Annotated in this window: 23 protein-coding genes and 1 pseudogene; 6 read left to right on the forward strand and 18 right to left on the reverse strand. The window is 71.7% G+C overall.

Annotated features, from left to right (window positions below; translation table 11 throughout):
• Nucleotides 1-35: 35 nt before the first annotated feature.
• On the forward strand, nucleotides 36-923 hold the full coding sequence (locus tag ABZ795_RS04840; RefSeq protein ID WP_357528903.1) for a PaaX family transcriptional regulator C-terminal domain-containing protein: 888 nt from the start codon (nucleotides 36-38) through the stop codon (nucleotides 921-923).
• On the opposite strand, the gene ABZ795_RS04845 is transcribed toward ABZ795_RS04840, so the two are convergent.
• The 4 genes from ABZ795_RS04845 to ABZ795_RS04860 are packed head-to-tail and all read right to left on the reverse strand — an operon-like array spanning nucleotide 847 to nucleotide 4,719.
• Nucleotides 847-2,373, reverse strand: coding sequence for a long-chain fatty acid--CoA ligase (locus ABZ795_RS04845; protein WP_357528905.1), 1,527 nt, complete (start codon nucleotides 2,371-2,373; stop codon nucleotides 847-849). The genes ABZ795_RS04840 and ABZ795_RS04845 overlap by 77 nt on opposite strands.
• Before the next feature lie 43 nt (nucleotides 2,374-2,416).
• On the reverse strand, nucleotides 2,417-2,869 hold the full coding sequence (locus ABZ795_RS04850; RefSeq protein WP_357528907.1) for a MaoC family dehydratase: 453 nt from the start codon (nucleotides 2,867-2,869) through the stop codon (nucleotides 2,417-2,419).
• A gap of 17 nt (nucleotides 2,870-2,886) precedes the next feature.
• Nucleotides 2,887-3,768 carry an amidohydrolase family protein gene (locus tag ABZ795_RS04855; RefSeq protein ID WP_357528908.1) on the reverse strand — a complete coding sequence of 294 codons (882 nt, stop codon included), beginning with the start codon at nucleotides 3,766-3,768 and terminating at the stop codon, nucleotides 2,887-2,889.
• 24 nt (nucleotides 3,769-3,792) lie between these two features.
• Nucleotides 3,793-4,719 carry an SDR family NAD(P)-dependent oxidoreductase gene (locus tag ABZ795_RS04860; RefSeq protein WP_357528910.1) on the reverse strand — a complete coding sequence of 309 codons (927 nt, stop codon included), beginning with the start codon at nucleotides 4,717-4,719 and terminating at the stop codon, nucleotides 3,793-3,795.
• 85 nt (nucleotides 4,720-4,804) lie between these two features.
• On the opposite strand from ABZ795_RS04860, the gene ABZ795_RS04865 reads away from it, so the two are divergent.
• The gene (locus tag ABZ795_RS04865) at nucleotides 4,805-5,272 is read left to right on the forward strand and encodes a MarR family winged helix-turn-helix transcriptional regulator (protein WP_327022392.1); all 468 of its coding nucleotides are present in this window, start codon (nucleotides 4,805-4,807) and stop codon (nucleotides 5,270-5,272) included.
• 59 nt (nucleotides 5,273-5,331) lie between these two features.
• Here ABZ795_RS04865 and ABZ795_RS04870 read toward each other — a convergent pair whose 3' ends face one another.
• The 6 genes from ABZ795_RS04870 to ABZ795_RS04895 all read right to left on the reverse strand — a co-directional run bounded on the left by ABZ795_RS04870 (nucleotide 5,332) and on the right by ABZ795_RS04895 (nucleotide 11,829).
• On the reverse strand, nucleotides 5,332-7,800 hold the full coding sequence (locus tag ABZ795_RS04870) for a DUF6351 family protein (RefSeq protein WP_357528913.1): 2,469 nt from the start codon (nucleotides 7,798-7,800) through the stop codon (nucleotides 5,332-5,334).
• A gap of 118 nt (nucleotides 7,801-7,918) precedes the next feature.
• Complete coding sequence (locus tag ABZ795_RS04875) at nucleotides 7,919-8,797, reverse strand: PaaX family transcriptional regulator C-terminal domain-containing protein (protein WP_327022390.1); 879 nt, start codon at nucleotides 8,795-8,797, stop codon at nucleotides 7,919-7,921.
• 9 nt (nucleotides 8,798-8,806) lie between these two features.
• A complete protein-coding gene (locus ABZ795_RS04880) occupies nucleotides 8,807-9,604 on the reverse strand; it encodes an IclR family transcriptional regulator (protein WP_357528915.1) in 798 nt (265 codons plus the stop codon).
• Between the two features lie 25 nt (nucleotides 9,605-9,629).
• On the reverse strand, nucleotides 9,630-10,577 hold the full coding sequence (locus tag ABZ795_RS04885; RefSeq protein WP_357528917.1) for a PDR/VanB family oxidoreductase: 948 nt from the start codon (nucleotides 10,575-10,577) through the stop codon (nucleotides 9,630-9,632).
• Complete coding sequence (locus tag ABZ795_RS04890; RefSeq protein WP_357528919.1) at nucleotides 10,574-10,789, reverse strand: hypothetical protein; 216 nt, start codon at nucleotides 10,787-10,789, stop codon at nucleotides 10,574-10,576. Before ABZ795_RS04890 ends, ABZ795_RS04885 begins: the two co-directional genes overlap by 4 nt.
• On the reverse strand, nucleotides 10,786-11,829 hold the full coding sequence (locus tag ABZ795_RS04895; protein WP_357528921.1) for an aromatic ring-hydroxylating dioxygenase subunit alpha: 1,044 nt from the start codon (nucleotides 11,827-11,829) through the stop codon (nucleotides 10,786-10,788). The genes ABZ795_RS04890 and ABZ795_RS04895 overlap by 4 nt, the downstream gene beginning before the upstream one ends.
• 167 nt (nucleotides 11,830-11,996) lie before the next feature.
• Here ABZ795_RS04895 and ABZ795_RS04900 point away from each other — a divergent pair, with 167 nt between their 5' ends.
• Both ABZ795_RS04900 and ABZ795_RS04905 read left to right on the forward strand, forming a co-directional pair.
• On the forward strand, nucleotides 11,997-13,652 hold the full coding sequence (locus tag ABZ795_RS04900; RefSeq protein ID WP_357528923.1) for a sigma-70 family RNA polymerase sigma factor: 1,656 nt from the start codon (nucleotides 11,997-11,999) through the stop codon (nucleotides 13,650-13,652).
• 121 nt (nucleotides 13,653-13,773) lie between these two features.
• A pseudogene (locus ABZ795_RS04905) lies at nucleotides 13,774-14,082 on the forward strand (hypothetical protein); the annotation flags it as partial.
• Between the two features lie 57 nt (nucleotides 14,083-14,139).
• Here the strand turns inward: ABZ795_RS04905 and ABZ795_RS04910 are convergent.
• Together ABZ795_RS04910 and ABZ795_RS04915 are read right to left on the reverse strand one after the other, a co-directional pair.
• Nucleotides 14,140-14,967 (reverse strand): DUF72 domain-containing protein, encoded by an 828-nt coding sequence (locus ABZ795_RS04910; protein ID WP_357529028.1) that lies wholly within the window; start codon nucleotides 14,965-14,967, stop codon nucleotides 14,140-14,142.
• A 103-nt stretch (nucleotides 14,968-15,070) separates the two neighbouring features.
• Nucleotides 15,071-15,817 (reverse strand): hypothetical protein, encoded by a 747-nt coding sequence (locus tag ABZ795_RS04915; protein ID WP_357528925.1) that lies wholly within the window; start codon nucleotides 15,815-15,817, stop codon nucleotides 15,071-15,073.
• A 143-nt stretch (nucleotides 15,818-15,960) separates the two neighbouring features.
• Between ABZ795_RS04915 and ABZ795_RS04920 the strand changes: the two genes are divergently transcribed.
• Entirely contained in the window at nucleotides 15,961-16,674 is a 714-nt protein-coding gene (locus ABZ795_RS04920) for a Clp protease N-terminal domain-containing protein (RefSeq protein WP_357528927.1), read from the forward strand.
• Between the two features lie 4 nt (nucleotides 16,675-16,678).
• On the opposite strand, the gene ABZ795_RS04925 is transcribed toward ABZ795_RS04920, so the two are convergent.
• Complete coding sequence (locus ABZ795_RS04925; protein ID WP_327022382.1) at nucleotides 16,679-17,194, reverse strand: hypothetical protein; 516 nt, start codon at nucleotides 17,192-17,194, stop codon at nucleotides 16,679-16,681.
• 133 nt (nucleotides 17,195-17,327) lie between these two features.
• Nucleotides 17,328-17,510 (reverse strand): hypothetical protein, encoded by a 183-nt coding sequence (locus ABZ795_RS04930; RefSeq protein WP_327022381.1) that lies wholly within the window; start codon nucleotides 17,508-17,510, stop codon nucleotides 17,328-17,330.
• 178 nt (nucleotides 17,511-17,688) lie between these two features.
• Between ABZ795_RS04930 and ABZ795_RS04935 the strand changes: the two genes are divergently transcribed.
• Nucleotides 17,689-18,351: a GNAT family N-acetyltransferase gene (locus tag ABZ795_RS04935; RefSeq protein WP_357528930.1), complete on the forward strand. Its 663-nt coding sequence runs from the start codon at nucleotides 17,689-17,691 to the stop codon at nucleotides 18,349-18,351.
• Nucleotides 18,352-18,536: 185 nt separating this feature from the next.
• Here the strand turns inward: ABZ795_RS04935 and ABZ795_RS04940 are convergent, their stop codons facing one another.
• The 4 genes from ABZ795_RS04940 to ABZ795_RS04955 all read right to left on the reverse strand — a co-directional run bounded on the left by ABZ795_RS04940 (nucleotide 18,537) and on the right by ABZ795_RS04955 (nucleotide 21,768).
• Entirely contained in the window at nucleotides 18,537-19,235 is a 699-nt protein-coding gene (locus ABZ795_RS04940; RefSeq protein WP_357528932.1) for a TetR family transcriptional regulator, read from the reverse strand.
• A complete protein-coding gene (locus tag ABZ795_RS04945) occupies nucleotides 19,198-19,686 on the reverse strand; it encodes a DCC1-like thiol-disulfide oxidoreductase family protein (RefSeq protein WP_357528934.1) in 489 nt (162 codons plus the stop codon). The genes ABZ795_RS04940 and ABZ795_RS04945 overlap by 38 nt, the downstream gene beginning before the upstream one ends.
• Entirely contained in the window at nucleotides 19,683-20,216 is a 534-nt protein-coding gene (locus ABZ795_RS04950) for a hypothetical protein (protein ID WP_357528936.1), read from the reverse strand. Before ABZ795_RS04950 ends, ABZ795_RS04945 begins: the two co-directional genes overlap by 4 nt.
• Before the next feature lie 100 nt (nucleotides 20,217-20,316).
• Nucleotides 20,317-21,768 (reverse strand): glycoside hydrolase family 3 N-terminal domain-containing protein, encoded by a 1,452-nt coding sequence (locus ABZ795_RS04955; protein WP_357528938.1) that lies wholly within the window; start codon nucleotides 21,766-21,768, stop codon nucleotides 20,317-20,319.
• Nucleotides 21,769-21,865 lie beyond the last annotated feature (97 nt).

Raw genomic sequence — 21,865 nt, forward strand, 5'->3', positions numbered from 1 at the left:
CTGCCGCGACGAGGGATACGCCGAAAGGGAGGGCTGTGCGCAGTCGTCAGCCGAAGCAACTGCTGCTCGCCTTCTTCGGCGAGCACGTGGTCGACGCCGCCACCGGGCCGATCCGGGCCAGTGCTCTGATCAGTGTGCTGGAGCCGGCCGGTGTCGCCGCCCCGGCCACCCGCGCCACCCTCGACCGCCTGGTGGGCAGCGGCATCCTGGCCCGGACCAGGAACGGCCGGGAGACCCTGTTCTCGCTGACCGAGCACGGGGCGGCGGTGCTGCGTGAGGCCACCGACCGGGTCCGGGGCCCTAGGCCCTTCGACCCGCAGGGCCACGGGTGGACCCTGGTCACCTTCTCCATCCCGGAGGGGCAGCGGATGCTGCGGCACCGGCTGCGCTCGACCCTGACCTGGGAGGGCTTCGCGCCGCTGCGCGACGGGCTGTGGCTGGCCCCCGGTGAGGTCGACCTGGCCGGGTCGTTGGAGCCGTTGCGGCAGGATCTGCCACCGCACACCGTGATCGCCTTCCACGCCCGGGAGCTGGCGGGCTTCCCGATCGGGGAGAGCGTGCGCGCCGCCTGGGACATCGAGGCGATCCGCCGTGAGCACCTGGCCTTCATCGAGATGTGGGAGGATCCGGCCGCGGTGGATCTGGCGCCGAGCGCCCTGACCGTACGGACCATGCTGGTGGCGGACTGGCTGGCGTTGCTGCGGGCCGATCCCCGGCTGCCGGCCGAGTTCATGGACGCCCAGTGGCCGGCCATCCGGTCGGCGGAGACCTATCGCCGGATGCACGAGAAGTTGGCCGAGGCCTCCGCCGCCGAGTTCGCCGACCTCATCGAGGCCCGCACCCCGGTCAGGCGCCGAAGCGGGCGCGCAGCTCCGCCTTCCGCACCTTCCCCGACGCGGTCCGGGGCAGGTCGTCCACGATGACCACGTTCTTCGGCAGCTTGTAGCGGGCCAGCCTGCCGTCCAGGTGCGCCCGTACGGCCTCCACATCCACGGCCGCCCCCTCGCGTACGGTCACGATCGCCCAGGGCACCTCGCCCCACCGCTCGTCCGGTACCCCGATGACGGCCGCCGCGGTGACCCCCTCCAACTCGCCGAGCAACTGCTCGATCTCGGCGGGGTAGATGTTCTCCCCACCGGAGATGATCATGTCCTTCAGTCGGCCGGAGATGTACAGGTAGCCCTCGGCATCCAGGTAGCCGAGGTCGCCGGAGCGGAACCAGCCGTCCGGGGTGAAGGCGTCCGAGGTCGCCTCGGGCAGCCCGTGGTAGCCCGGGAAGACGTTCGGCCCGGCGATCTGGATCTCCCCGACGCTGCCGACCGGTGCCGGCTGCCCGGTCACGTCCGTGATCCGGACCTGGGTGAAGAAGTGCGGCAGCCCTACGCTGCCCTGCTTGGCGCGGGTCATGTCCGGGGGCAGCGAGGTGGCCCCCGGTGAGGCCTCGGTCATGCCGTAACCCTGGGAGAAGGACAACCCCCGGGCCTCGTACGCGTTGAGGATGCGCGGCGGCACCGCCGACCCCCCACAGGTCAGCTTCGCCAGGGTGGACAGGTCGGTCGATGCCCAGTGGGGGTGGTCGGCCATCAGTTGATAGGTGGTGGGCACCCCGCTGAGCATGGTCACCCCGTGCCGCTCGATCTGGGCCAGGGCGCGTCCCGGCTCGAAGCCCTTCTCCAGCACCATGGTGGCGCCCTTGAGGATGACCGGGAGGGCACCCATGCCCAGCGAGGCGACATGGAACAGCGGGGAGATCATCAGCGCCACGTCGGTAGAGACGACGTCGTAGTCGACCACGCAGTTGAGGGCGACCCAGGTCAGGTTGCCGTGGGTCAGCACGGCCCCCTTGGCGCGGCCGGTGGTGCCGGAGGTGTAGATGATCGCCGCCGGGTCCTCCGGCTCGGTGGCGACCGGGCCGGCGGGGTCGGGGGCGGTGTCGCGGACCAGTGCCGCGAGCCCCGGACGCTGCGCCTCGCCCTCACCGGTGACCAGAATGTGCGGCGTCTGCTCGGCCGTGCCGGCCGCGGCCACCCGGGGGGCGAACTCGGGGTCGTGGATCAGCACCCGGGCACCGCAGTCGGTGAGCACATGGGTGATCTCCGGCGGCGCCAGGCGGGTGTTGACCGGGACGAAGACCGCACCCAGTTGCGCCGCGCCGAACATCACCTGGAGGAACTCGGGACTGTTCTCACCCAGGTACGCCACGGTGTCGCCCTTGCCGACCCCCAGCCGGCGCAGCACCGCGGAGATCCGGTCGGCGGCGTCGGCGAACTGGGCGTACGTCACCGTGGCCCCCTCGCCGTGGACCAGGGCTACCTTGTCGGGGGACTTGAGTCGGCGCTTGGCCATCCAGGCGCCGATTCCGTGCTGGTGCATCAGCAGTCTCCTGGTGGAGGTGGTGGTGTGCCGACAGCGGTGCTCAGGCGTAGAAGCGGTACAACCCTCGGGCGACGACGGCGGGCTTGCTGCCCCCCTCGACCTCGATGGTCTGGTCGACCGCGATCTGGTAGCCGCCCCGGACCTCGGTGACCTCGGCGATGGTGGCCCGCATCCGGACCCGGGCGCCGACCGGGACCGGGGCCGGGAAGCGCACCTTGTCCAGGCCGTAGTTCACCTTCGTGGTCACCCCCTTGACCTCCAGCAGTTCGGTCCAGAAGGGAACGGCGAGGGAGAGGGTGAGGAAGCCGTGGGCGATCGGCGCGCCGAAGGGCCCGGCCTTGGCCCGCTCCGGGTCGACATGGATCCACTGGTGGTCGTCGGTGGCGTCGGCGAACAGGTTCACCTGGTCCTGGGTGACCGTGCGGTACTCGGTGTGACCGAGGTCGGTGCCGGTCAGGTCGGGCAGCTGCTCGTACGCGATGGTGGTGGTCATGGCGGTTCCTCTCGTCGTCACCGGGCTAGGCGTAGCAGTCGGGCCGCGTTGTCCTTGAGGATGCCCGGGAGCACCTCGGGTTTGAGGTCGGTGGCCGCCACGTCGCGCAGCCAGCGATCGGGGGTGATCAGTGGATAGTCGGTGCCGAACAGCACCCGGTGCTTGAGCATCGAGTTGGCGTAGCGCACCAACTCGGCCGGGAAGTACCTGGGACTCCAGCCGGACAGGTCGATCCAGGTGTTGTGTTTGTGGGTGGCCACCGACAGGGCCTCGTCCTGCCACGGCACCGAGGGGTGGGCCATGATGATCTGAAGGTCGGGGAAGTCGGCGGCGATCGGGTCGAGCAGCATCGGGTTGGACAACCCCAGCCGCAGGCCGTAGCCCCCCGGGGTGCCCGCACCGATCCCGGTCTGTCCGGTGTGGAAGATTGCCGGCACCCCGGCCCGCTCGATCAGCGCCCACAGCGGGGCGTACTGCTCCTGGCTGGGGTCGAAGCCCTGCACGGTGGGGTGGAACTTGAAGCCGCGTACCCCTTCGTCCTCGATCAGCCGGGTGGCCAGTTCCAGGGCGGCCTCGCCGGTGCGCGGGTCCACCGAGCCGAAGGGGATCAGCACGTCGGCGTGCTCCGCCGCGGCCCGGGCGATGTCGGCGCTGGACAGCGGCGGGTGCTTCAGCTGGGTCCGGGCGTCGACCGTGAACACGACCGCGGCCATGTTCCGTTCCCGGTAGTACTGCGCCACCGCCTCCACGGCGGGCCGGGGCCCGTCGGTCCGGAAGTACTTCGACACCGCGGCCACGAGTGGCTCCGGCAGCGAGGCGTGACCGTGGCCGTCGACCTCGATGTGGACATGCATGTCGATCGCCGTGACGGCGGCCAGGTCGATCGCGGGCTGGTACATCAGCGCAAACCTTCCTCGGGTGGGTCAGGAGGCCGCGGGCTTGAACTCCTCGGGGAGTTCGGGGAAGCGTTCGCCGACGCTCTGCATGGCCGGGGCGAACTCGGTGGGCCAGGACTGCACCAGGGCCTCGTAGGTCCAGCCGCCCTCGCAGTAGGCGGAGAGCGCCGCCTCCGGGTGGGTCCAGATCTGGAGCCGGTCACCACCGACGCCGATCACCTGGCCGGTCACCGAGGCGGCCGCGTCGGAGCCGAGGAAGGCGATCAGACCGGCCACGTCGTCGGCCGTGCCGAAGCCCAGGTCGTGCCGGAAGAAGGCCGGCATCGGCTCACCGTTCGCCTCGGCCTGCACCGCCGCGGCGAAGTAGGGCACGGTCGCGGTCATCGCGGTCGCCGCCACCGGTACGACCGTGTTGGCGGTGATGCCGGCCCGCTTGAGTTCCAGGGCCCAGGTGCGGACCATGCCCACGATGCCGGCCTTGGCGGCGGCGTAGTTGGTCTGGCCGAAGGTGCCCCGCTGCCCGGTGGGCGAGCCGATGCAGATGATCCGGCCACCCTCGCCGGCCTGCCGCATGTGCCGCACGGCCTCCCGCACGGTGGTGAAGGTGCCGCGCAGGTGCACGTTGATCACCGTGTCGAAGTCCTCGTCGCTCATCTTCCACAGCACGGTGTCGCGCAGGATCCCCGCGTTGGTGACCAGGATGTCCAGCCGCCCGAACTGTGCGACCGCGGTGCTGACCAGTTCCTGAGCGGTCTCGGTGGGGCCGACCGGGGCGGTCACCGCGACGGCCTTCCCGCCGGAGGCATGGATCGCCGCGACCGCCTCGGCCGTGACCGTGGCGTCGACGTCGTTGACCACGACGGATGCCCCCCGGCGGGCCAGCTCCTTGGCGTAGGCGAGGCCGAGACCCCGACCGGATCCGGTGACGATCGCGACTTTGCCGTCCAGTGACATGGGTGCTGCTCCTTTGCGTCCATCCGATGTGAGCACAAACCATTGAAAAAGTCAATTATTTGTGAAGCTTGCTACCATCGTCGTCATGTCCCCTATCGGAAGGACCCGGCCGACCGGACGCGACCGGCTGCGGGACAGCGTGCTCGCCGGGGACCTGAGCTTTCTGCTGGCCCGCGCCAACGCCCTGACCCTCGCGGCGGCCAACGCGGCCCTGGCCGAACACGGGCTCAAGGCCCGCTCCTACTCGGTGCTCGCCCTCGCCGCCGACGACGTCCGTCCCACCCAGCGGGAGCTGGCCGAATTTCTGCGGCTGGATCCGAGTCAGGTGGTGGCGTTGGTCGACGGGCTGGAGAAGCGGCAGCTCGTCGAGCGCCAGACCGATCCCGCCGACCGCCGGGCCAACGTCCTCGTCGCCACCGAGGCCGGTCGGGCCCTGTTCGCCCGGGCCCAGGAATCCGCCCGGGCGGTGGAGCTGGGCCTGCTGTCGGCCGTGACCCCGCAGGACCATGAGCGGCTGGCCCAACTGCTGCGGCTGCTGGCCTTCCCCGACTGATGCCGTGAACCGGGCGGTGCCCTGCTGGCACCGCCCGGCCCCGGTCATCCGAGCTGCGACTACGGTCCGGCGCAGTCGACGGCCGGGTAGCCCCGGATCTGGGCGGTGGTCACCGCCTGGCCGTCGAGCGAGCCGGTCACCCGGACCGTCGCCGACCCGGTCGGCACCGCCGTCACCCGCGTGGCGAACTGCTGGAAGGCGTTGCCCCCGGCCGCCACCCCGGCGAAGGACCGCTGGCCGTACGCGCTCTCCAGGGTGATGTCCACCGGCGCGTCGTGGTCGTTGCGGACCTGCACCACCAGGTATCCCCGACCGGCGATGCACCGGGCCTGCACCGTGGTCGTCACCGGCAGCACCGGTCGCACCGCGGGCTCGGCAGACCAGCGGATCCAGGTGTCCGCCAGCGGCACCTGCCCGACCCCGGGCCTGGACCAGTCGCAGACCCCGCCGGGGAAGACCGCCTGGAGGCGCTGCCACTGCTCATCGGTGAAGCTCACCCCGTAGGCGGCCCGGTCCAGCGGCGCCAGCTGGCACTTGAGTACGGCGGAAGTGGTCGGACCGCCGGCGACCACCCGGGGATTGCGGTGGAAGGGGAACAACTGGTTGCACTGGGCGGCCGGATCCAGGGTCAGGGCCTCCACGATCCGGTCACCGTCGGCCGCGATGCAGCCGTCGGCCAGGCCCGCCGGCCGGGACAGTCGGGTCAGGGCCACCTCGTCCAACTCCGGCCGGGCCGCCGCCAGCGCCGTGCGGGCGGTCAGCCAGGCCTCCATCTGCTCCAACGCCAGGGTCGAGGCGGTGTTGGCGGCGGCCCCCGGGGCGGCGGTGATGCTGATGTGGTTGTCGGCGTTGCCGTTGGCCGCGACGATCCGCTCCCGCATGGTCCAGGACCGGAACCGGTCGTGGAAGTCGCCGGAGGGGTCGGTGTAGCCCCGGGTCTCGATGATCGGGGTCCAGCGCAGTCCGCCGTCGAACTGGTTGATCCGGCCGGTCTCGTAGGCCACCTTGATCGCGTCCACGTCCGCCGAGGTGCGCTGGGAGGTGCGGTTGCCCTGCACGTCCAGGCCGCCGATGCCCTCGTTGAGCCGGACGAACTGCTCCGGGGTGATCGTGCCGGACTCCAGGGTCTGCAGGCCGTACTGCACACCCACCGTGTCCGGGATGATCGGCCTGCCGAAGCCGGTGGCCGGGTCGACGCCGTACACGTTGGAGATGAAGTCGGCCATCGCGCACCGCAGGCCGGTCGGGTTGGTGACCGGGTGGTACCGCTGCGCGGCCGGGACGTGGCCCGGGCAGTTGGCGGGCCAGTCGACCCCGTCGAAGAACTGGTAGCCGAAGCAGGTGTTCGGGCTGGCGAAGCCGGTCACCGCGGTGTGCTGGGCGGTGGACAGCCCGGCGGCGGAGGCGGCCTGGGAGATGAAGCGGCACTCGTGGCCGCTGACGGTCGTGGACCGCTCGTCCGGGTAGCCGATCTGGCCGATCACCCCGTCGATGATGCCGGGGTACGCGTTGGAGATCAGCAACTGCTGCATGGTGCCGGCCGAACCGCCCCAGCCCATGGTGAAGGCGGGCACCCCGTACGTCTCGATGAAGTGTTCCTTGACCATCAGGGCGGTCTCGGCCGAGGTCACGTCATTGCAGTTGTTGGCGAACACGTTGAAGGTCGAGCTGGCCACCGCGTAGCCCCGGCTGAGCAGGCCGTGGTCCATCACGCCGCCGGTGCTGGTGGCCTGGGTGTAGCCGATGCCACAGGCCCCACCGAAGGTGTAGACCAGCCGCTCGTTCCAACCCTCCGTGCCCGTCCAGGGGTCCGGCACCGGGGTGCCCGGCTCGTGCAGCAGAGCGATCTCGTAGACCGCCCGGTTGATGGTGCCCCGCTCTACCCGCACGATGTACGGGACCGTCCGGCCCTCGATGGTGGTGGTCGTGGCCAGGTTGCCGGGCAGCGGACCGTCGGGCAGGGCGGCGAAGCTGCCGGCGGTGGTGCGGTACTGGTACGTCACCCGGGGGGCGGCCACATGGCAGTTCTCGTCGACCGGCCCCAGGTTCCAGGGGCTGCCGGAGGCGGTGCAGACCAGCGGGATGTGCGGGCCGGACAGGACCGGGCCCTGCGCGGGGTGGTTGACCAGGGTCAGCTCGGCCGTCGGGCGGCCCTTCCCGTTGCCGTTGGACCGGATTTCCAGGGTGTTCTCGCCCAACGCCAGGTCCTCGACCAGGCCGAGCAGGGTGCGACCGTCGCCGACAGGGCGGAACTGGCTGCTCAGGTTGCGGCCGTCCAGGTGCACCCGCACCTGGTGCGGCGGAACGTTGCGGGGCACCTCGATGCGGACCAGGGCGTCACCGCCGCTGACCAGGTCGGCGCGGGTCGAGACGACCGCCACCTCGAAGGCACGGTCGATACCCGCACCGGGCGGCGGGGCGGCCAGGGCCGGCACCGCTGAGCTGCCGACCAGTGTGGTGGCGGCGAACGCCGTCAGGGCGACTTTCCAGGATCGGTGCGGTTTTCCCCAGGGTCGACGTAGGTGCATGGCAGGGCCCCTTTCAGCCGGGAACGGGCGGCTGGACCTCCTGGTCACATGTGCACGGGGAACCTAATGCGAAATCTGATCGTGCGTCAACGAATCTGCAATCTATCTACTTCAGACGCTACTTCCCGGCCTCCGCGGCCCGCAGGATCTGCTCGAAACGCTGTTGCGCCGGCCGGGCCAGGGCCTGGGAGATGTCCAGGAACAGGGTCCGCGCCTGGGCCCGGGGGAAGGAGGCCGGCAGGAAGGTGGCCGGCAGGTCGGGATCCTCACCCACCAGGGCCCGCCAGTCGTTGACCATCTCGGTCCGCCGCACCAGCGCCTGCGCCGGTGCCACACTGCCCGCGGTGGCCTTCCAGGCCAGCTCCCGGTGTCGCTCCAGAAAGGACTGGTACCCGGCGGCCAGCTCGTCGATCCGCCAGGCGGCCTCCAGCCGGGCCCGGCCACTGGGCAGCAGATCCAGGTCGGTGGCGCGCAGCACCACGGCGTCACTGATGCCGAGTTCGCTCAACTGCTCCCGTACCTCGTCGAAGCGGTCGTGCGGGGTGACCCAGGTGGCGTCGTACAACGGCGAGAAGGTCAACCAGCGCAGCCGGGCCCGCAGTAGCCGGCGCAGGTTGGCGTCGTCCAGCGGCAGGGTGAAGGCGATCAGGGTCCACCGGCCGTCCCAGGTGCTCCCGTCCGTGCTGGCGAAGATCCGCCGGGCCCCCCGCTGGAGCAGGTGCCAGGCCGACTCGGTCAGCCGGTAGCTGGTGCGGCGGCCCTCCTTGGTCCGCTCCAGCACCCCCCGCTGGGTCAACCGGCTCAGGGTCGCCCGGGCGTTGGCGGGTGCGATGTCGAATTCGGCCAGCACGGCGACCAGCCCGCCGGAGGGCAGGGGGGCGTGCCCGGCGTGCCAGTAGTCCCCGAACAGCGTCACCAGCAGCCGTTGGGCGCGGGCCCGTCCGATCGCCGCCGCGCTCTCCGACGGCGTCTCCAGCGCGTGATGGAGCTCGGACATCCAGTTAAGTTACTGGGTCTCCGGGCGGGGTGGTGACGGCACCCGGCCCGAGGGCTGCCGGTACGAGGCGCCCAGGGCCCGGGACAGGGTCCGCCCGGCGGCCTGCACCAGCGGCGCCAGGGCCAGGGGGTCGGCCCGGTCGTGGGCGACCACCAGGGAGATCGCGGCCACCACCTGCTCGGGGGTACGGATCGGTGCGGCGACCGAGAGGGCGTCCATGGTGACCTGCCGGTCGCTGACCGCGTACCCGGCCCGGCGCACCTCGGCCAGGCAGCGGCGCAGCCGCCGGGGGTCGGTGATGGTCAGCTCGGTGTAGCGCTCCAGGGGTGCGGCCAGCACCTGCTCCTGGACCTCGTTCGGGGCGTAGGCGAGCAGGACCAGCCCGACCCCGGTGGCGTGCAGCGCGAACCGACCCCCGACCCGGGTCAGCACCGGCACCGCGTGCCGTCCGGCGATCCGCTCGATGAAGACGAGTTCCAGCCCCTGCCGGACGGCCAGTTGGACGTTCTCGTGGGTCACCTCGTAGAGGTCTTCCATGATCGGTAGGGCCAGCTCCCGCAGCCCCAGACCCCGGGGGGCCAGCGAGCCCACCTCCCACAGCCGCAGACCGATCCGGTACCGCCCGTCCTCACCCCGCTCCAGCGCCCCCCAGGCGACCAGCTCCGCGGCCCGACGGTGGGCGGTCGGCAACGGCAACCCGGCGCGGCGGGCCAACTCGGTCAGGGTCAGCGCCGGAGCGGCCGGGGTGAAGGCGTCCAGCAGCGCCAGCACCTTGCTGGTGACCGACCGGCCGGGCTGCGCCTGCATCCCGCCATCATCGCGCCTGCGCCGGTCACAGCTCCAGGACCAGCCGGGGGGTACGGGCCCGGGACACACAGATCATCATGGTGTCCCCGGCCGCCCGCTCCTGCTCGGTGAGCAGGCTGTCCCGGTGATCCGGCACTCCGGCCAGCACGGGCGTCTCGCAGGTGCCGCAGGTGCCCTCCCGGCAGGAGGAGAGCACCTGCACCCCGGCCTCCTCCACAGCCTGCAGGATCGGCACCCCCGCCGGCACGGTGAGGGTCCGGCCGGAGAGGGTCAGCTCGACCTCCACGGCGGTGTCGACCTCCCCGACCTTCCCGGCGGAGGTGGCCGGGGTGAACCGCTCGACGTGCAGACTGCCCGGCGGCCAGCCGGAACAGTGCTCCTCCACCGCCTTAATCAGCGTCTCCGGCCCGCAGCAGTAGACCAGCCCGGCCTCCGGAGGACCCAGCAGCGCGGGCAGGTCCAGCAGGCCGGTCTCGTCCTGCGGACACAGGCGTACCCGGTCGCCGTACTTCTTCTGTAGGGAGTCGGCGAAGGCCATGGTGGCGCGGCTGCGTCCCCCGTACACCAGTTGCCAGTCGGCACCGGCGGCGTCGGCGGCGGCGACCATCGGGCCGATCGGGGTGATGCCGATGCCCCCGGCGATGAAGAGGTACCGTCCCGCCGCCACCAGCGGAAAGTTGTTCCGGGGGCCGTGCACCGCGACCGTGGCCCCGGGAGTCAGTCGGTCGTGCACGAGCAGGGACCCGCCCCGCCCCTGAAGCTCCCGCTGCACCGCGATCCGTAGCCCGGACCGGTCCGCCGGATCACCGCAGAGGGAGTACTGGCGGACCAGGTCCGGGCCGAGCAGCAGATCGAGATGGGCCCCGGGGGTCCACTGCGGCACCGGGCCGCCGTCCGGGCGGGCCAGGGTGATCGCCACGACCTCGTCGGCCACCTGCTCCCGGGCGGTGACCATCAGATACATCTCGGTCATGCCGGCACCGCCGTACGGGTAGGCACCTCGGGTGGAGGCGTCACCGCCTGGTGGCCCTGCGGGTGGGCGAGCAGCCACTCCCACAGCTCCACCGGCTCCTCGGCCACCCGCTCGGCACCGCAGTGGCAGACCCCGCGCAGGATGTCCGTGCCCGGCATCCAGTGGATCCGGTAGACCCGGTCGCCGGTGAGCATGCCGGCCGGGCCGCTCACCGGGTCGCCTCCACCCTCCCCGCGTCGACCAGGCGGGCCAGCAGCCGCCGGGCCGCCAGGCCGCCGGTGTCGATGTTGATGCTCAGCTCCTGGTACTTCTCCGGTTCGGCGGCGATCACCTGCTCCAGGATGTTGAGGGCGGTGACGTCCTGCATGACCACGGTGTGGTTGCTCTGGTGCAGGTACTCGCTGACGGACTCGTCCTCGATCGCGAAGTCCCGGGCCACCGCCCAGAAGTCGTAGGTGGTGTTCTCCGTCGAGGGGGTGATGGCGTACACGATCTCGGCGTGGAAGGCCTCGCTGTCCTCGCCCTGCGCCGGCGGGTACACCCCCTGCGGGGCGATCCGGCTGTGCAGCAGGTAGAGGCAGGGCGGGTGGTACTCGATGTCCTGCCAGCGGGTGATCCGGCCCTGGATGCCGGTCGAGCGGGCGTAGAAGGGCGGGCACTCCGCGTCGTCCATGTGCCGACTGACGTAGACGATGCCGCGCTCGTCGTCCACCTCGGTGGTGATCGGGGTGTTCGCCACCTCCGGGGTGCCGATGTAGCCACCGTGCAGATAGGTCTCGTGGGACAGGTCCAGCAGGTTGTCCACCAGCAGGCCGTACCGGGCGTTCAGCGGGGCCATCCCACGGACCACCGCGTACCGGGGGTCGACCAGCCAGGGGGCGCGGGGAATCGTGGTGGGATCGGCCCGCTCCCGGTCACCGATGAACACCCAGATGAAGGAGTCCTGCTCCACCACCGGATACGCCGCGACCCGGGCGGTACGCGGAATCCGCTGCTGCCCCGGCACGAAGACACAGGAGCCGGTCTGGTCGTAGGTGAAGCCGTGGTAGCCGCAGACGATGGTGTCGCCGTCGAGCCGGCTCTCCGACAACGGGTAGCGCCGGTGCACACACCGGTCGGCCAGCGCCACCGCCTCCCCGGCCTCGGTGCGGTACAGCACCAGCGGCTCACCGAGCACCGTACGGGCCAGCAGGTCGCGCCCTACCTCGCTGCCGTAGGCCGCCACGTACCACTGGTTGCGTGCGAACGCCATGGGGATCCCTCCTCCTCGTCCCGCCAGCCGGATCATGCCGGGGACAACGGTGATCGGGACCACGTCTTTCATTGAATGAAAGGGGAGGGCCACTCGATCACCGGGCGCGTTCTGGTTAGGGTGTGACGTCGTGCTCGGCGGGGGACTCCACATTGGGGCGGTGCTGGATGGCGATCACTGCGAATGACGTGGAACTCGTCACCGCAGCGCAGTCGGGCGACGGTTCGGCTCGTGACCGCCTCATCGCCGCCCATCTGCCGTTGCTCTACAACATCGTCGGTCGGGCCCTGCACGGTCACCCCGACATCGACGACGTGGTCCAGGAGACCCTGATCCGGGTCATCCGGGACCTGCCCGCCCTGCGCGCCCCGGAGAGTTTCCGGTCCTGGCTGGTGGCGATCGCGGTGCGGCAGATCGCCACCCACCGGCAGCGGCTGCGTACCGCCAACCACCGGACCACCATGGTCGACCCGGCCGACCTGTTGTCGGCCGCCGGTGATGTCGAGGACGAGGCGATCCTGCGGCTGCACCTGGCCGACCAGCGCCGTCAGGTGGTGGCCGCGACCCGCTGGCTGGACCCCAACCACCGTCCGATGCTGTCCCTGTGGTGGCAGGAGTGCGCCGGCCAGTTGACCCGCCGGGAGATCGCCGCCGCCTGCGACACCCGGGTGGCGCAGGTCGGGGTACGCCTGCAACGGATGCGGGAGCAACTCGAACTGAGCCGGGTCATCGTCGCGGCGCTGGCCGTGCGGCCACGCTGTGCCGGACTGACCGAGACCCTGGACGGCTGGGACGGGGTCCCCACCTCGGTGTGGCGCAAGCGGATCGCCCGGCACACCCGGGACTGTCCCACCTGCTCCGCTCTCACCCAGGGTCAGGTGCCCACGGAACGGCTGCTGCTGAGCATCGCCCCGCTGGTGGTGCCGGCCGGTCTGGCCGCCGCGTTGGCCGCCAAGGGGCTGTTGACCACGACCACCCTGGCCACCCCCGCCCTGGCGGCCTCGGCCACCACGACGGTCACGACCACGGCCACGACGACGGTCGGCGGCGGCACCCCGGGCACCCTGTTCGGCAAGCTGGCCCAGATGGTCAGTGCCCACCCGGTGGCCGGCCTGGCCGCCGGGGCGGCCCTGCTCGTCGCCCCGGTGACCCTGGTGGTGCTGCAACCCGGGTCGGCATCGAACCCACCGGCCGCCATCGCGGCACCCACCACGGCGGCCCCGGTGGCGGCCACCCGGGCACCCTCCGCCGAGACCTCGCCAGCCCAACCCTCCCTGGCCCGACGGTCCCCGGCCCCCTCGCCCTCCTTCGCCACCCCGCCGCCGGTCGCGCCTCCGCCGACCGCGGCCCCCCCGCCGACGAACGGACCGACCATCCCACCGGGGACCATCCCGCCGGGCACCTGGTCGCTGGAATCGGTGAAGGTGGCCGGTCGCTACCTCAGCCATGACGGCAAGTACGCCCAACTCGCCGAGGTCGACGCGGCCAGCCCTCGGCCGGACCGGCAGCGGGCCACCTTCACGGTCGGTCGCGGACTGGCCGACTCCGACTGCGTCACCCTGCGCCTGGCCGACGGGCGATACCTGCGGCACTGGGGGATGCAGGTGCAGTTCAGCAGCAGGGAGGACACCACCATCTTCCGGGAGGACGCCACCTTCTGCCCGGGGCCGGGCGGCGGCACCGGATCGGTGATCCTCCGGTCGTACAACTACCCCTCGCATGTGGTGCACTACCGCGACGGCGGCTTCTGGTTGGACGTCCCGGACGGCAGCCCGGCCTTCACGGCCGCCAGCTCCTTCGTCGTACGCGATCCCTGGGCCTGACCCGATTTCCGTTATTCACCGGGCGGTCCGGCGGTCTCCTACTGTGTGAGGCACCGACGCATCACCGTTCCGGAGTGGACCTGCCCGGCCGGCATCCCCGCGCGTGGAGGACGGGGCGGTCATGGCTGAGGAGGACCAGGCTCCGCTCCCGCATCTGCTGGCCACCGAACCGGTGGAGCATCCGCCGATGCGTCCGCTGTGGATGTGCCGCCAGTGCGGTCAACCCTGGCCGTGTACCCGGGCCAAGCTGGCCCTGCTGGCCGACTACGCGACCGATCCCGTGGGCCTGCGGCTCTACCTGGCCGGCTGCCTGTGCGACGCCATCGACGATCTGCACCGGCTGAGCCCCAGTCTCACCGGCAGCGCCGCCGACATCTTCGACCGTTTCCTGGGCTGGCCGGGCCAACTGGCCCGCGCCTACCGGGTGACCCGGCGTTCCGGCCGATCCCGGGGCGGCGACTCGGCGCCGACCCCCCGGCCGCAAGGGTCAGAAGAGGGTTGTGGGCTCGACCGGGATCGGAGTCGGTAGGGGCGCCAGTTCGGGTACCCGGGCGCGTACCTCGTCGTGGAACCGGCGGGCCAGGGTAGGTGCCTGCGCGTTGTCCGGGGTGTGGATGAACAGGGTGGGGGAGCGTCCCTCGCGCAGCCAACCCACGGTGATGTCGATCCACCGCTGCCACCCCTCGACCGTACGGTCCGGGTCGTCGCGGCCCAGATAGCGGACGATCGGCCGGTCGGTCAGCGCCCGGGTACGCAGCGGGGTGCGGGGTTTCTTGGTCCAGGCGTCCCGCTCGGCGTCGCTGGTCGGCGGCTCGGCGAAGAAGGTCGTGGTGTCGAAGGGCACCCACTCGGCGTCGGTCTGGGCGAGCACCGCCTCCAGCCGCCGGGCCGCCGAGGGGTCGGTGAAGAACTCGGGGTGGCGAACCTCCACCGCACACCGGTGGGCGGCCGGCATCCGGCGCAGGAACCGGGCCAGGGTGGGCAGGTCCGAGGGGGCGAAGGAACGGGGGAGCTGCACCCAGAGGGCGTGGGCCCGCGGGCCCAGGGGCTCGATCGCGTCCAGGAAGGCACGCATCGGCTCGGTCACCTCGGTCAGCCGTCGCTCGTGCGTCACCACCTTGGGCACCTTCGGCACGAACCGGAAGTCCGGGTCGGTCTGCCGGGCCCAGGAGGCCACCGTCTCCCGGGCCGGGGTGGCGTAGAAGGTGGTGTTGCCCTCGACGGCGTCGCACCACCCGGCGTAGTGCCGCAGCCGCTCCTCAGCCGGCAGGGGATGTGCCAGCAGCCGTCCCTGCCACGCCTTGTGCGTCCACATGGCGCAGCCGACGTGTAGCCGCATGCTCTCGGTCCCTTCACCACCACCGGCATACCGACCCGATGGTGCGTACGCCTGCGGCACATACCGTATCCGGGCTGGATCAGCGGTCGGCCTCGGTACGCTCGACGGTCAGGCCGGAGACTCCGGCGGTGGCGTCGATGTCGTAGCGGTCCGCCGCCTCCGCCCACTGCGGGGCGGTGAAGGTGGTGCCCCCGGCCACCCCGGAGTGGGTGGTGCCGTCGACCGTCACCGTGCCGGCACCGCCGCCCGCGCGGACCTGGACGGGTGCGTCGCCGGCCAGGCGGACGAGGACCTGACTGGCGCCGCCGCCGAGCACGGTGCGCTGGGTTCCGGTGGGGGTGGGCAGGGTCAGCTCGATCCGGTTGGCTCCCGCGGTGAACTCGATCTCGCCCACCTGGGCGTTGCTGAGGTCCAGGTGCTGCTCCTTGGCCCCGCCGTCGAGCCGGATGTGCCATCGTACGGACTCGTGCAGGGCCACCTCGACGATCGCCGGGCCGGCCTTGCCGGTGTCCCGCAGGCTGGTCATCACCCTTCCCTCAGTGAGCGAGGCGGCCGGGCGCAGCGCGGCGTCACCCGGGGTGGACACCCGGTAGGCCTCCTCGCCCAGGTCGGCGGTGCGCAGCCGGATCACGTCGGCGCCGTCGAGCAGCACGAAGGTGGCCTCCCGCAGGTCACCGACGGCACCGGTGACGACATGCCCGGATCGGCCCTCGCCGCGCACGGTCACCCAGGTCCAGCTGGCCACCAGGACCACCACCACGACCAGCAGGGCCCCGCCGAGCCACCACCAGAGCCGTCGCCCGCCGACCGTCTGCGCGTCGCCCATCTCGCCTCCCGTATCGGTGATTCCGCTGGGCTACTACCCACCGGGGTCCGCACCGACTCTTACGCACCACCGGGCCCCGCGGCTCACCGCTTGATCGTCAACCTGGGGTTGACGGGTGGCCATCGTCAACCTACGGTTGACGCATGACGAACCCTGTGCAGATGAACAACCCGATCCGGCTCGACGACCTGATCGAGACCATCAAGCAGACCCACACCAGCGCCCTCGATCAACTCTCCGGGGCGGTCATGGTCGCCGATCACATCGGTGAAGTGGCCGACCACCTGATCGGCCACTTCGTCGACCAGGCCCGCCGCTCCGGGGCCTCGTGGACCGAGATCGGCCGCAGCATGGGGGTGAGCAAGCAGGCCGCCCAGAAGCGCTTCGTCGCCGGGACCATGGACCCCCGGGAGGGCTTCCAACGCTTCACCCCGCGCGCCCGTAACGTGGTCGCCGCCGCGCACAACGAGGCCAAGGCCGCCGGCAGCGCCCACACCACCCCGGCCCACCTGGTGCTCGGGCTGCTCGCCGAGCCGGAGGCGCTGGCCGCCAGGGCACTGACCGCCGCCGGGGTGTCGGCCGAGGCGGTGCGCCAGGCCGCCACGGCCGCGCTGCCGCCGGCGGCCGAGGAGGTGCCCGACCTGATCCCGTACGACGCCGCCGCCAAGAAGGCCCTTGAGTTGACCTTCCGCGAGGCGCTGCGGCTGGGGCACAACTACATCGGTACGGAGCACATCCTGCTGGCGCTGCTGGAGCAGGAGGACGGCCAGGGGGTGCTGACCGGGCTGGGCCTGGACAAGGCCACCACGGAGGCGCAGATCGTGGCGACCCTGGCCAAGGTCCGGGCCTTCGAATAGCTGATCAGGCGGTGGGGAAGCCGTACCGGGCGGCGTGCTCCGGGTCGGCCGGGTCGATCTGGCGCAGGCCGGCGTCGGCCAGGCGCTTGTTCACCTCGTCGAGGTGTTCGCGGACCAGCCGGGCCTCCTCCTCGGTGACCCGTCCCCGGTGGGGCTTGCCGGCGTGCTCGATGGTGCCGTAGTCGATCTTCTCGGTGGCCCGGCGGGCCTTCGGCGGGCGGACCCGCTCGGCGGTCCTGAGCAGTTGGGCCATCGGCATCTCCGTGGCCAGGGCGTCGAACTCGCTGGCGGTCAGCACCACCCGACGGGGTTCGCCGTCACCGTGCCGGTCATGGATCTCCACCACGGCCACATCCAGCGCCGCGTCGTCCAGGCTCTCCACCTCGAGCGCTGTCGCGTCCAGCTGCACGGGCCCGGCCACCAGATCAGGGTGCTCGAGGACGACGACGCGGACCGCCTCGTCGTCGGCGCCCAGCACCGTGCCGCTGAAGTCGGAGACGCGGATCGTCTTCTTGCCCATGAGTGCGCTAGCTCCCGTCGTAACCCGGTCGAAGGACCAGCAGACGTTACCCGACAGGTGTGCGAACGGCGGCGCTGGCTCGCCGTCGGAGTCGGCCCGGACACCCGGCCGGTGACGGGGGAGATCCGGCGGATCAGTGGGTGTTGAGGTGGCAGGCCGAGCCCCCGACCGAGGACCGGTTCAGCGTCTCCCAGGACAGTCGGCCGGTCCGCCGGCTGTGGTGCCGAGGCTGGCCGGGGAGGCGACTCGCCGCCCGGTCGTACGGCCAGATCCGGGTGGGATCCTGCTGGTGACGGTCGTCCGGGTGCATCGGCATGAGCCCACCATTCCAGAGAAAGTTGTACATGTATGGAATTGGCTATGACGCCGGAACGATGACCTTGGTTCCGACGGGGCGCGAAGATCACCTCACCGGGTCCTTCCGGAGGGTCGGCGTCGTGACCCTGGTCCGTCGTAGGGTGGGCGGGCGGCAGCGAGGGCGCGGGAGGTGGACGGTGCGCGACCGGCGACTCCACCTGCACCTGGCCACCTGGCTGGGGCAGTGGCCGGCGGGCAAGGGGCTGCACGTCGTGGGTTCCTGGCGACGCAGCCACCCGGCCTGGGACGGCCGCCTGCGTCCGGCGATCGCGGTCACCACCGGCGAGAGCACGGTGCTGTCCGTGCCACCCGACCGGGTCGCCGGGGTACGCGAACTGGCCCAGCGGTCCACGGCCCTACTGCCCGCGCTGCCGGCAGCGGTCGGTCGACCCTCGGGGTGGGTGGTGCACGACGACGTGTTCCGGTGGAGCATGGCCCCCGCGCCGCTGCCGGAGATCGGTGCGTGGGTCGCGCCGACCACCCTCGGCCTGCCCTCCTGGCTGCGACTCTTCGACCGGCCCGTGCTGGTGGTCCGCGACGACCAGGGGCGCTACCTGGCCGGAGTCGGGATCAAGCGGCACGACCCGTTCGGGCAGGAACTGGCCGTGGGCACGGTGCCGACCGCCCGAGGGCGGGGACTGGCCCGGTGCCTGGTGGCGCAGGCGGCCCGCCGGGTGCTCGACGAGGGTGCCGTGCCGACCTATCTGCACGACCGAGCCAACGCGGCCTCGGCCCGGGTGGCCGAGGCGGCCGGTTTCCCGGATCGGGGTTGGGGGTCCTACGGGGTCTATCCCGGTTGACCGCCTCGGCAGGGCGCGGACCGTGAATCCCGGGCCGGATCCACGGTCCGCAGCCTCCCCCCCAGGTCCGCGTACGACGTCTGCCGATCACGCTACGTATCGGGTCGTTGGCAGGGCAAGCCTCCACCGGCTCCTTCTGCTGTCCAATAGTGGACTTGACCAGGAGAAACGTGTCCCAGTGGAGATCACTGGCGGAGCATGCGCAGCAGGTCGACGATCTGCCGGGTGACCGGGCGCAGGACCCGCAGCCGGGAGAGGGAGACCAGTCGGTCGATCAACGGCACCGCCCCGTTGATGAGCATCCGGGTCCGGGCCTGCCCCGGCGAGCGGTCGTAGACCCAGAAGAGCACTATCCCCATGTACGCCAGCCAGAGCAGTTCGGGCAGGTGGGGACGCAGTTCCGGGTCGACCTTGGTGGTGGAGCCGCTCAGCACCTCGTCGAACAGTTCGATGGATGCCTGGCGCGGGCCGCTCGACTCGGGCGAGAAGGGGCTCAGCGGTGAAGTGGGCTCCGCGGCGAACTTGAAGACGCTCGCCGCGAAGTCGTGCGCGGGGGTCGACACGTCGATGGCCGCGTGCAGCACCCCGGCCAGCCGGGCGGTGAAGGTCGTCTCCCGCGCCAACACCGGTCGTGCCGCGGCTCGGTGCTCCTCCTCGGTCCGGGTGTAGAACTCCTGGATCAGGCGTTCCTTGGAGTCGAAGTAGTAGTAGGCGTTGCCGACCGCCACTCCGGCCTCCTGGGCGATGGCGCGCATGGTGGTGCGGGCGTACCCGCGCTCGCGGAACAGCCGCAGCGCGGTTTCCAGGATCAACTGCCGGGTCTGCTCGCCCCGGGCGGTCGTCGCCTCACCCGCAGCGGTCGTCGGCACAGACTGGTCGGTCATCCGGGCCACCGTATCCGGTCGACCCTCCGGGCGGCACCGACCCCGGTTCCCGGACCATCTCCCTGACCGCCGAGGCGGCGGCCACCACCCCTCGCGCCAGCGGCAGCAGGTGGGGACGGGACAGGCGCTCGGCCGTGGCCCGGTACTCGGCCAGCGCCCACAGGCAGGCGATCCAGGCGCCGTCGCCGATGTAGAGCGCCCCGTCGTCGGCCACCACGGTGATGTCGCGCAGGGTGGCCTCGTGGTCCAGGCCGGGGAAGCGCTGCCGGGCCTCGGCCGAGCCGGCCGGCACGAACTCCAGGGGTACGAGTTGCGCCTGCGAGGCCAGCCACTCGCGGGCCGTCCGGCAGATCGGGCAGTGCGCGTCGTAGAGGACGGTGAGGTACCGGATGCCAGCACCCCCGTGCGTGCTGGCATCCGGTGGTCCACCAGTCGGCTGGCGGGTGCTCATCGGGGCGGTGCCGGCGGCTGCGCGGGGCCCTGAACCGGGCCCTGCGCGGGGCCTTGGGCCGGGGCCTGGGCGGGGGCGGGGTGGGGCTGCTGCCTGGGCAGGTGCCCGGCGGGCGGGGCGGCGGCCGGGTGGGGCTGCTGCCTGGGCAGGTACCCGGCCGGCGGCAGCGGGGGTGCGGTGGCCAGTTGACGGAGCCGGCTCTTGCGGTAGCGGTTGAGGGTGAAGACGTTGAAGAAGTGCAGGGCACCGAGCACCAGCAGCACCAGCCCGATCTTCCAGGACAGTTCCTCCATGGCCTCGCTCGTCGACTCGATCAGCCCGGAGTGCCGCATCGCCACGGTCACATAGCCGAGGTTCAGCAGGTAGAACCCGACCACCAGCAGGTTGTTCACCGCGTTGGCCAGTCGCTCGTCGGCGAACACCTCCTGAAGGAAGACCAATCCGTTGCGGGCCAGGGTCCGGGCCACCCAGATGGTCAGACCGATGCTGACCACCAGATAGACCAGGTACATCCAGACTTTGATGTCCATGCCGCCACACCTCGATTTGAACGTGTTCAAGTATCGACATCGCTAGTGTAGGAGACGAGTTGAACGTGTTCAACAGTGGACGGTCGAAGTGGCGTACGCCTCAGCGGATCAGGCCCAGCACCTCGGCGGCGGCCCGACCGTTGGCGTGGCTGGCGCCGTAGGTGAGCACGAAGGCCCGGCTGCCCACCGGCCGCCACCCGCTCGGCCAACCCATCTCCACCACGGTCACCGGATGGGCGGCGGTCAGCGCGTCGACCAGCTCCGGCCCGCCGGGCAGCCGGTGCAGCCGTCGGCCGACCAGCACGATCGGACGGTCACCGGCCCGCCGCCGAAGCTCATCCGGGTCGGCCTCGGCGGCCACCACCTCGACCAGCTCCGGGCCGTCCAGATGCGGGCCGAGGCCCCACGGCACCCGCCCCTGCACGATGGTGGACCGGGCGTGCACCTGCACCACCAACGGATCGACCGAGCGGGTCGGCACACCTTCCACCCGAAGGGCCCGGCGGGCCGCCGCGTACCCCAGGTCGGGGGAGGGGACCGGGGTCGGGCCGGTGTGGCGGGTCCACTCGGCCAGTTCCGCAGCACGTCCGGCGGCCTGCTCTACCCGTTCCCGGGCCAGCCGACCATCGCCCACCGCCGCTACGACCTCGGCGACCACCCCTTCGACCAGGGCAGCGTCCACTTTGGCCCCGATGCAGAGCAGATCCGCACCGGCGGCCAGGGCCCGTACCGCCCCGGGGGCGATGCCGCCGGCCGCCAGGGCGGCACCCTTCATCTCCAAGGCGTCGGTGATCACCGCGCCGGTGAAGCCGTACTCCCGGCGCAGCAGGTCGACCAGGACGGCGCGGCTGAAGGTGGCGGGCTGGGTGCCGGTCAGGGCCGGTACCCGGATGTGGGCGGTCATCACCGCCCTGGCCCCGGCCGCGATCGCCGCGGCGAAGGGCGGCAGGTCCCGGCGGCGCAACACCTGCGGGGACACCTCCACGGTGGGCAGTTCGTGGTGGGAGTCGGTCACCGTGGCGCCGTGCCCGGGAAAATGCTTGGCGCAGGCGGCCACCCCGGCGGCCTGAAGACCGCCGACCGCGGCGGCGCAATGGGCGGCCACCCGCACCGGATCGGTCCCGAAGGACCGGGTGCCGATCACCGGGTTCTCCTCGGTGCTGTTGACGTCGACCGCGGGCGCCAGATTCACGGTGACCCCGACGGCGGCCAACTCCCCGCCGATGGCCCGGTAGACCTCCCGGGTCAACCCCTCGTCGTCGATCGCCCCGAGCGCCGCGTTGCCCGGGTACGGGCTGCCGGTGGCGTGCGCCAACCGGGTGACGTCCCCACCCTCCTCGTCGATCGCCACCAGGACCTCGGCCCGGCCGGTACGCAGGGCGGCCGTGCTGGCCGCCACCTGCGCGGGTGTGTCGATGTTGGTCCCGAACAGGGTGTGCCCGGCCAGCCCCTCGGCTACCAGTTCGACCGCCCAGTCCGGCGGGACCGGCCCCGGGTACGCGGCCAGCAGGGTGCCCAGGGCCAGCCGGCGAAGTCCCGGATCCCGGCGCACGCACCCTCCTCCCGATGTCGAGATGTTGATCGTGATGTCGGATCGGCTGAGCGATTCGCTCACCTGCTGCGGATACGCTACGGCTACCCGTTCGAGG

The organism is Micromonospora sp. NPDC047134 (genome assembly GCF_040643455.1).
In the GTDB taxonomy this organism is placed as follows: Bacteria; Actinomycetota; Actinomycetes; order Mycobacteriales; family Micromonosporaceae; genus Micromonospora.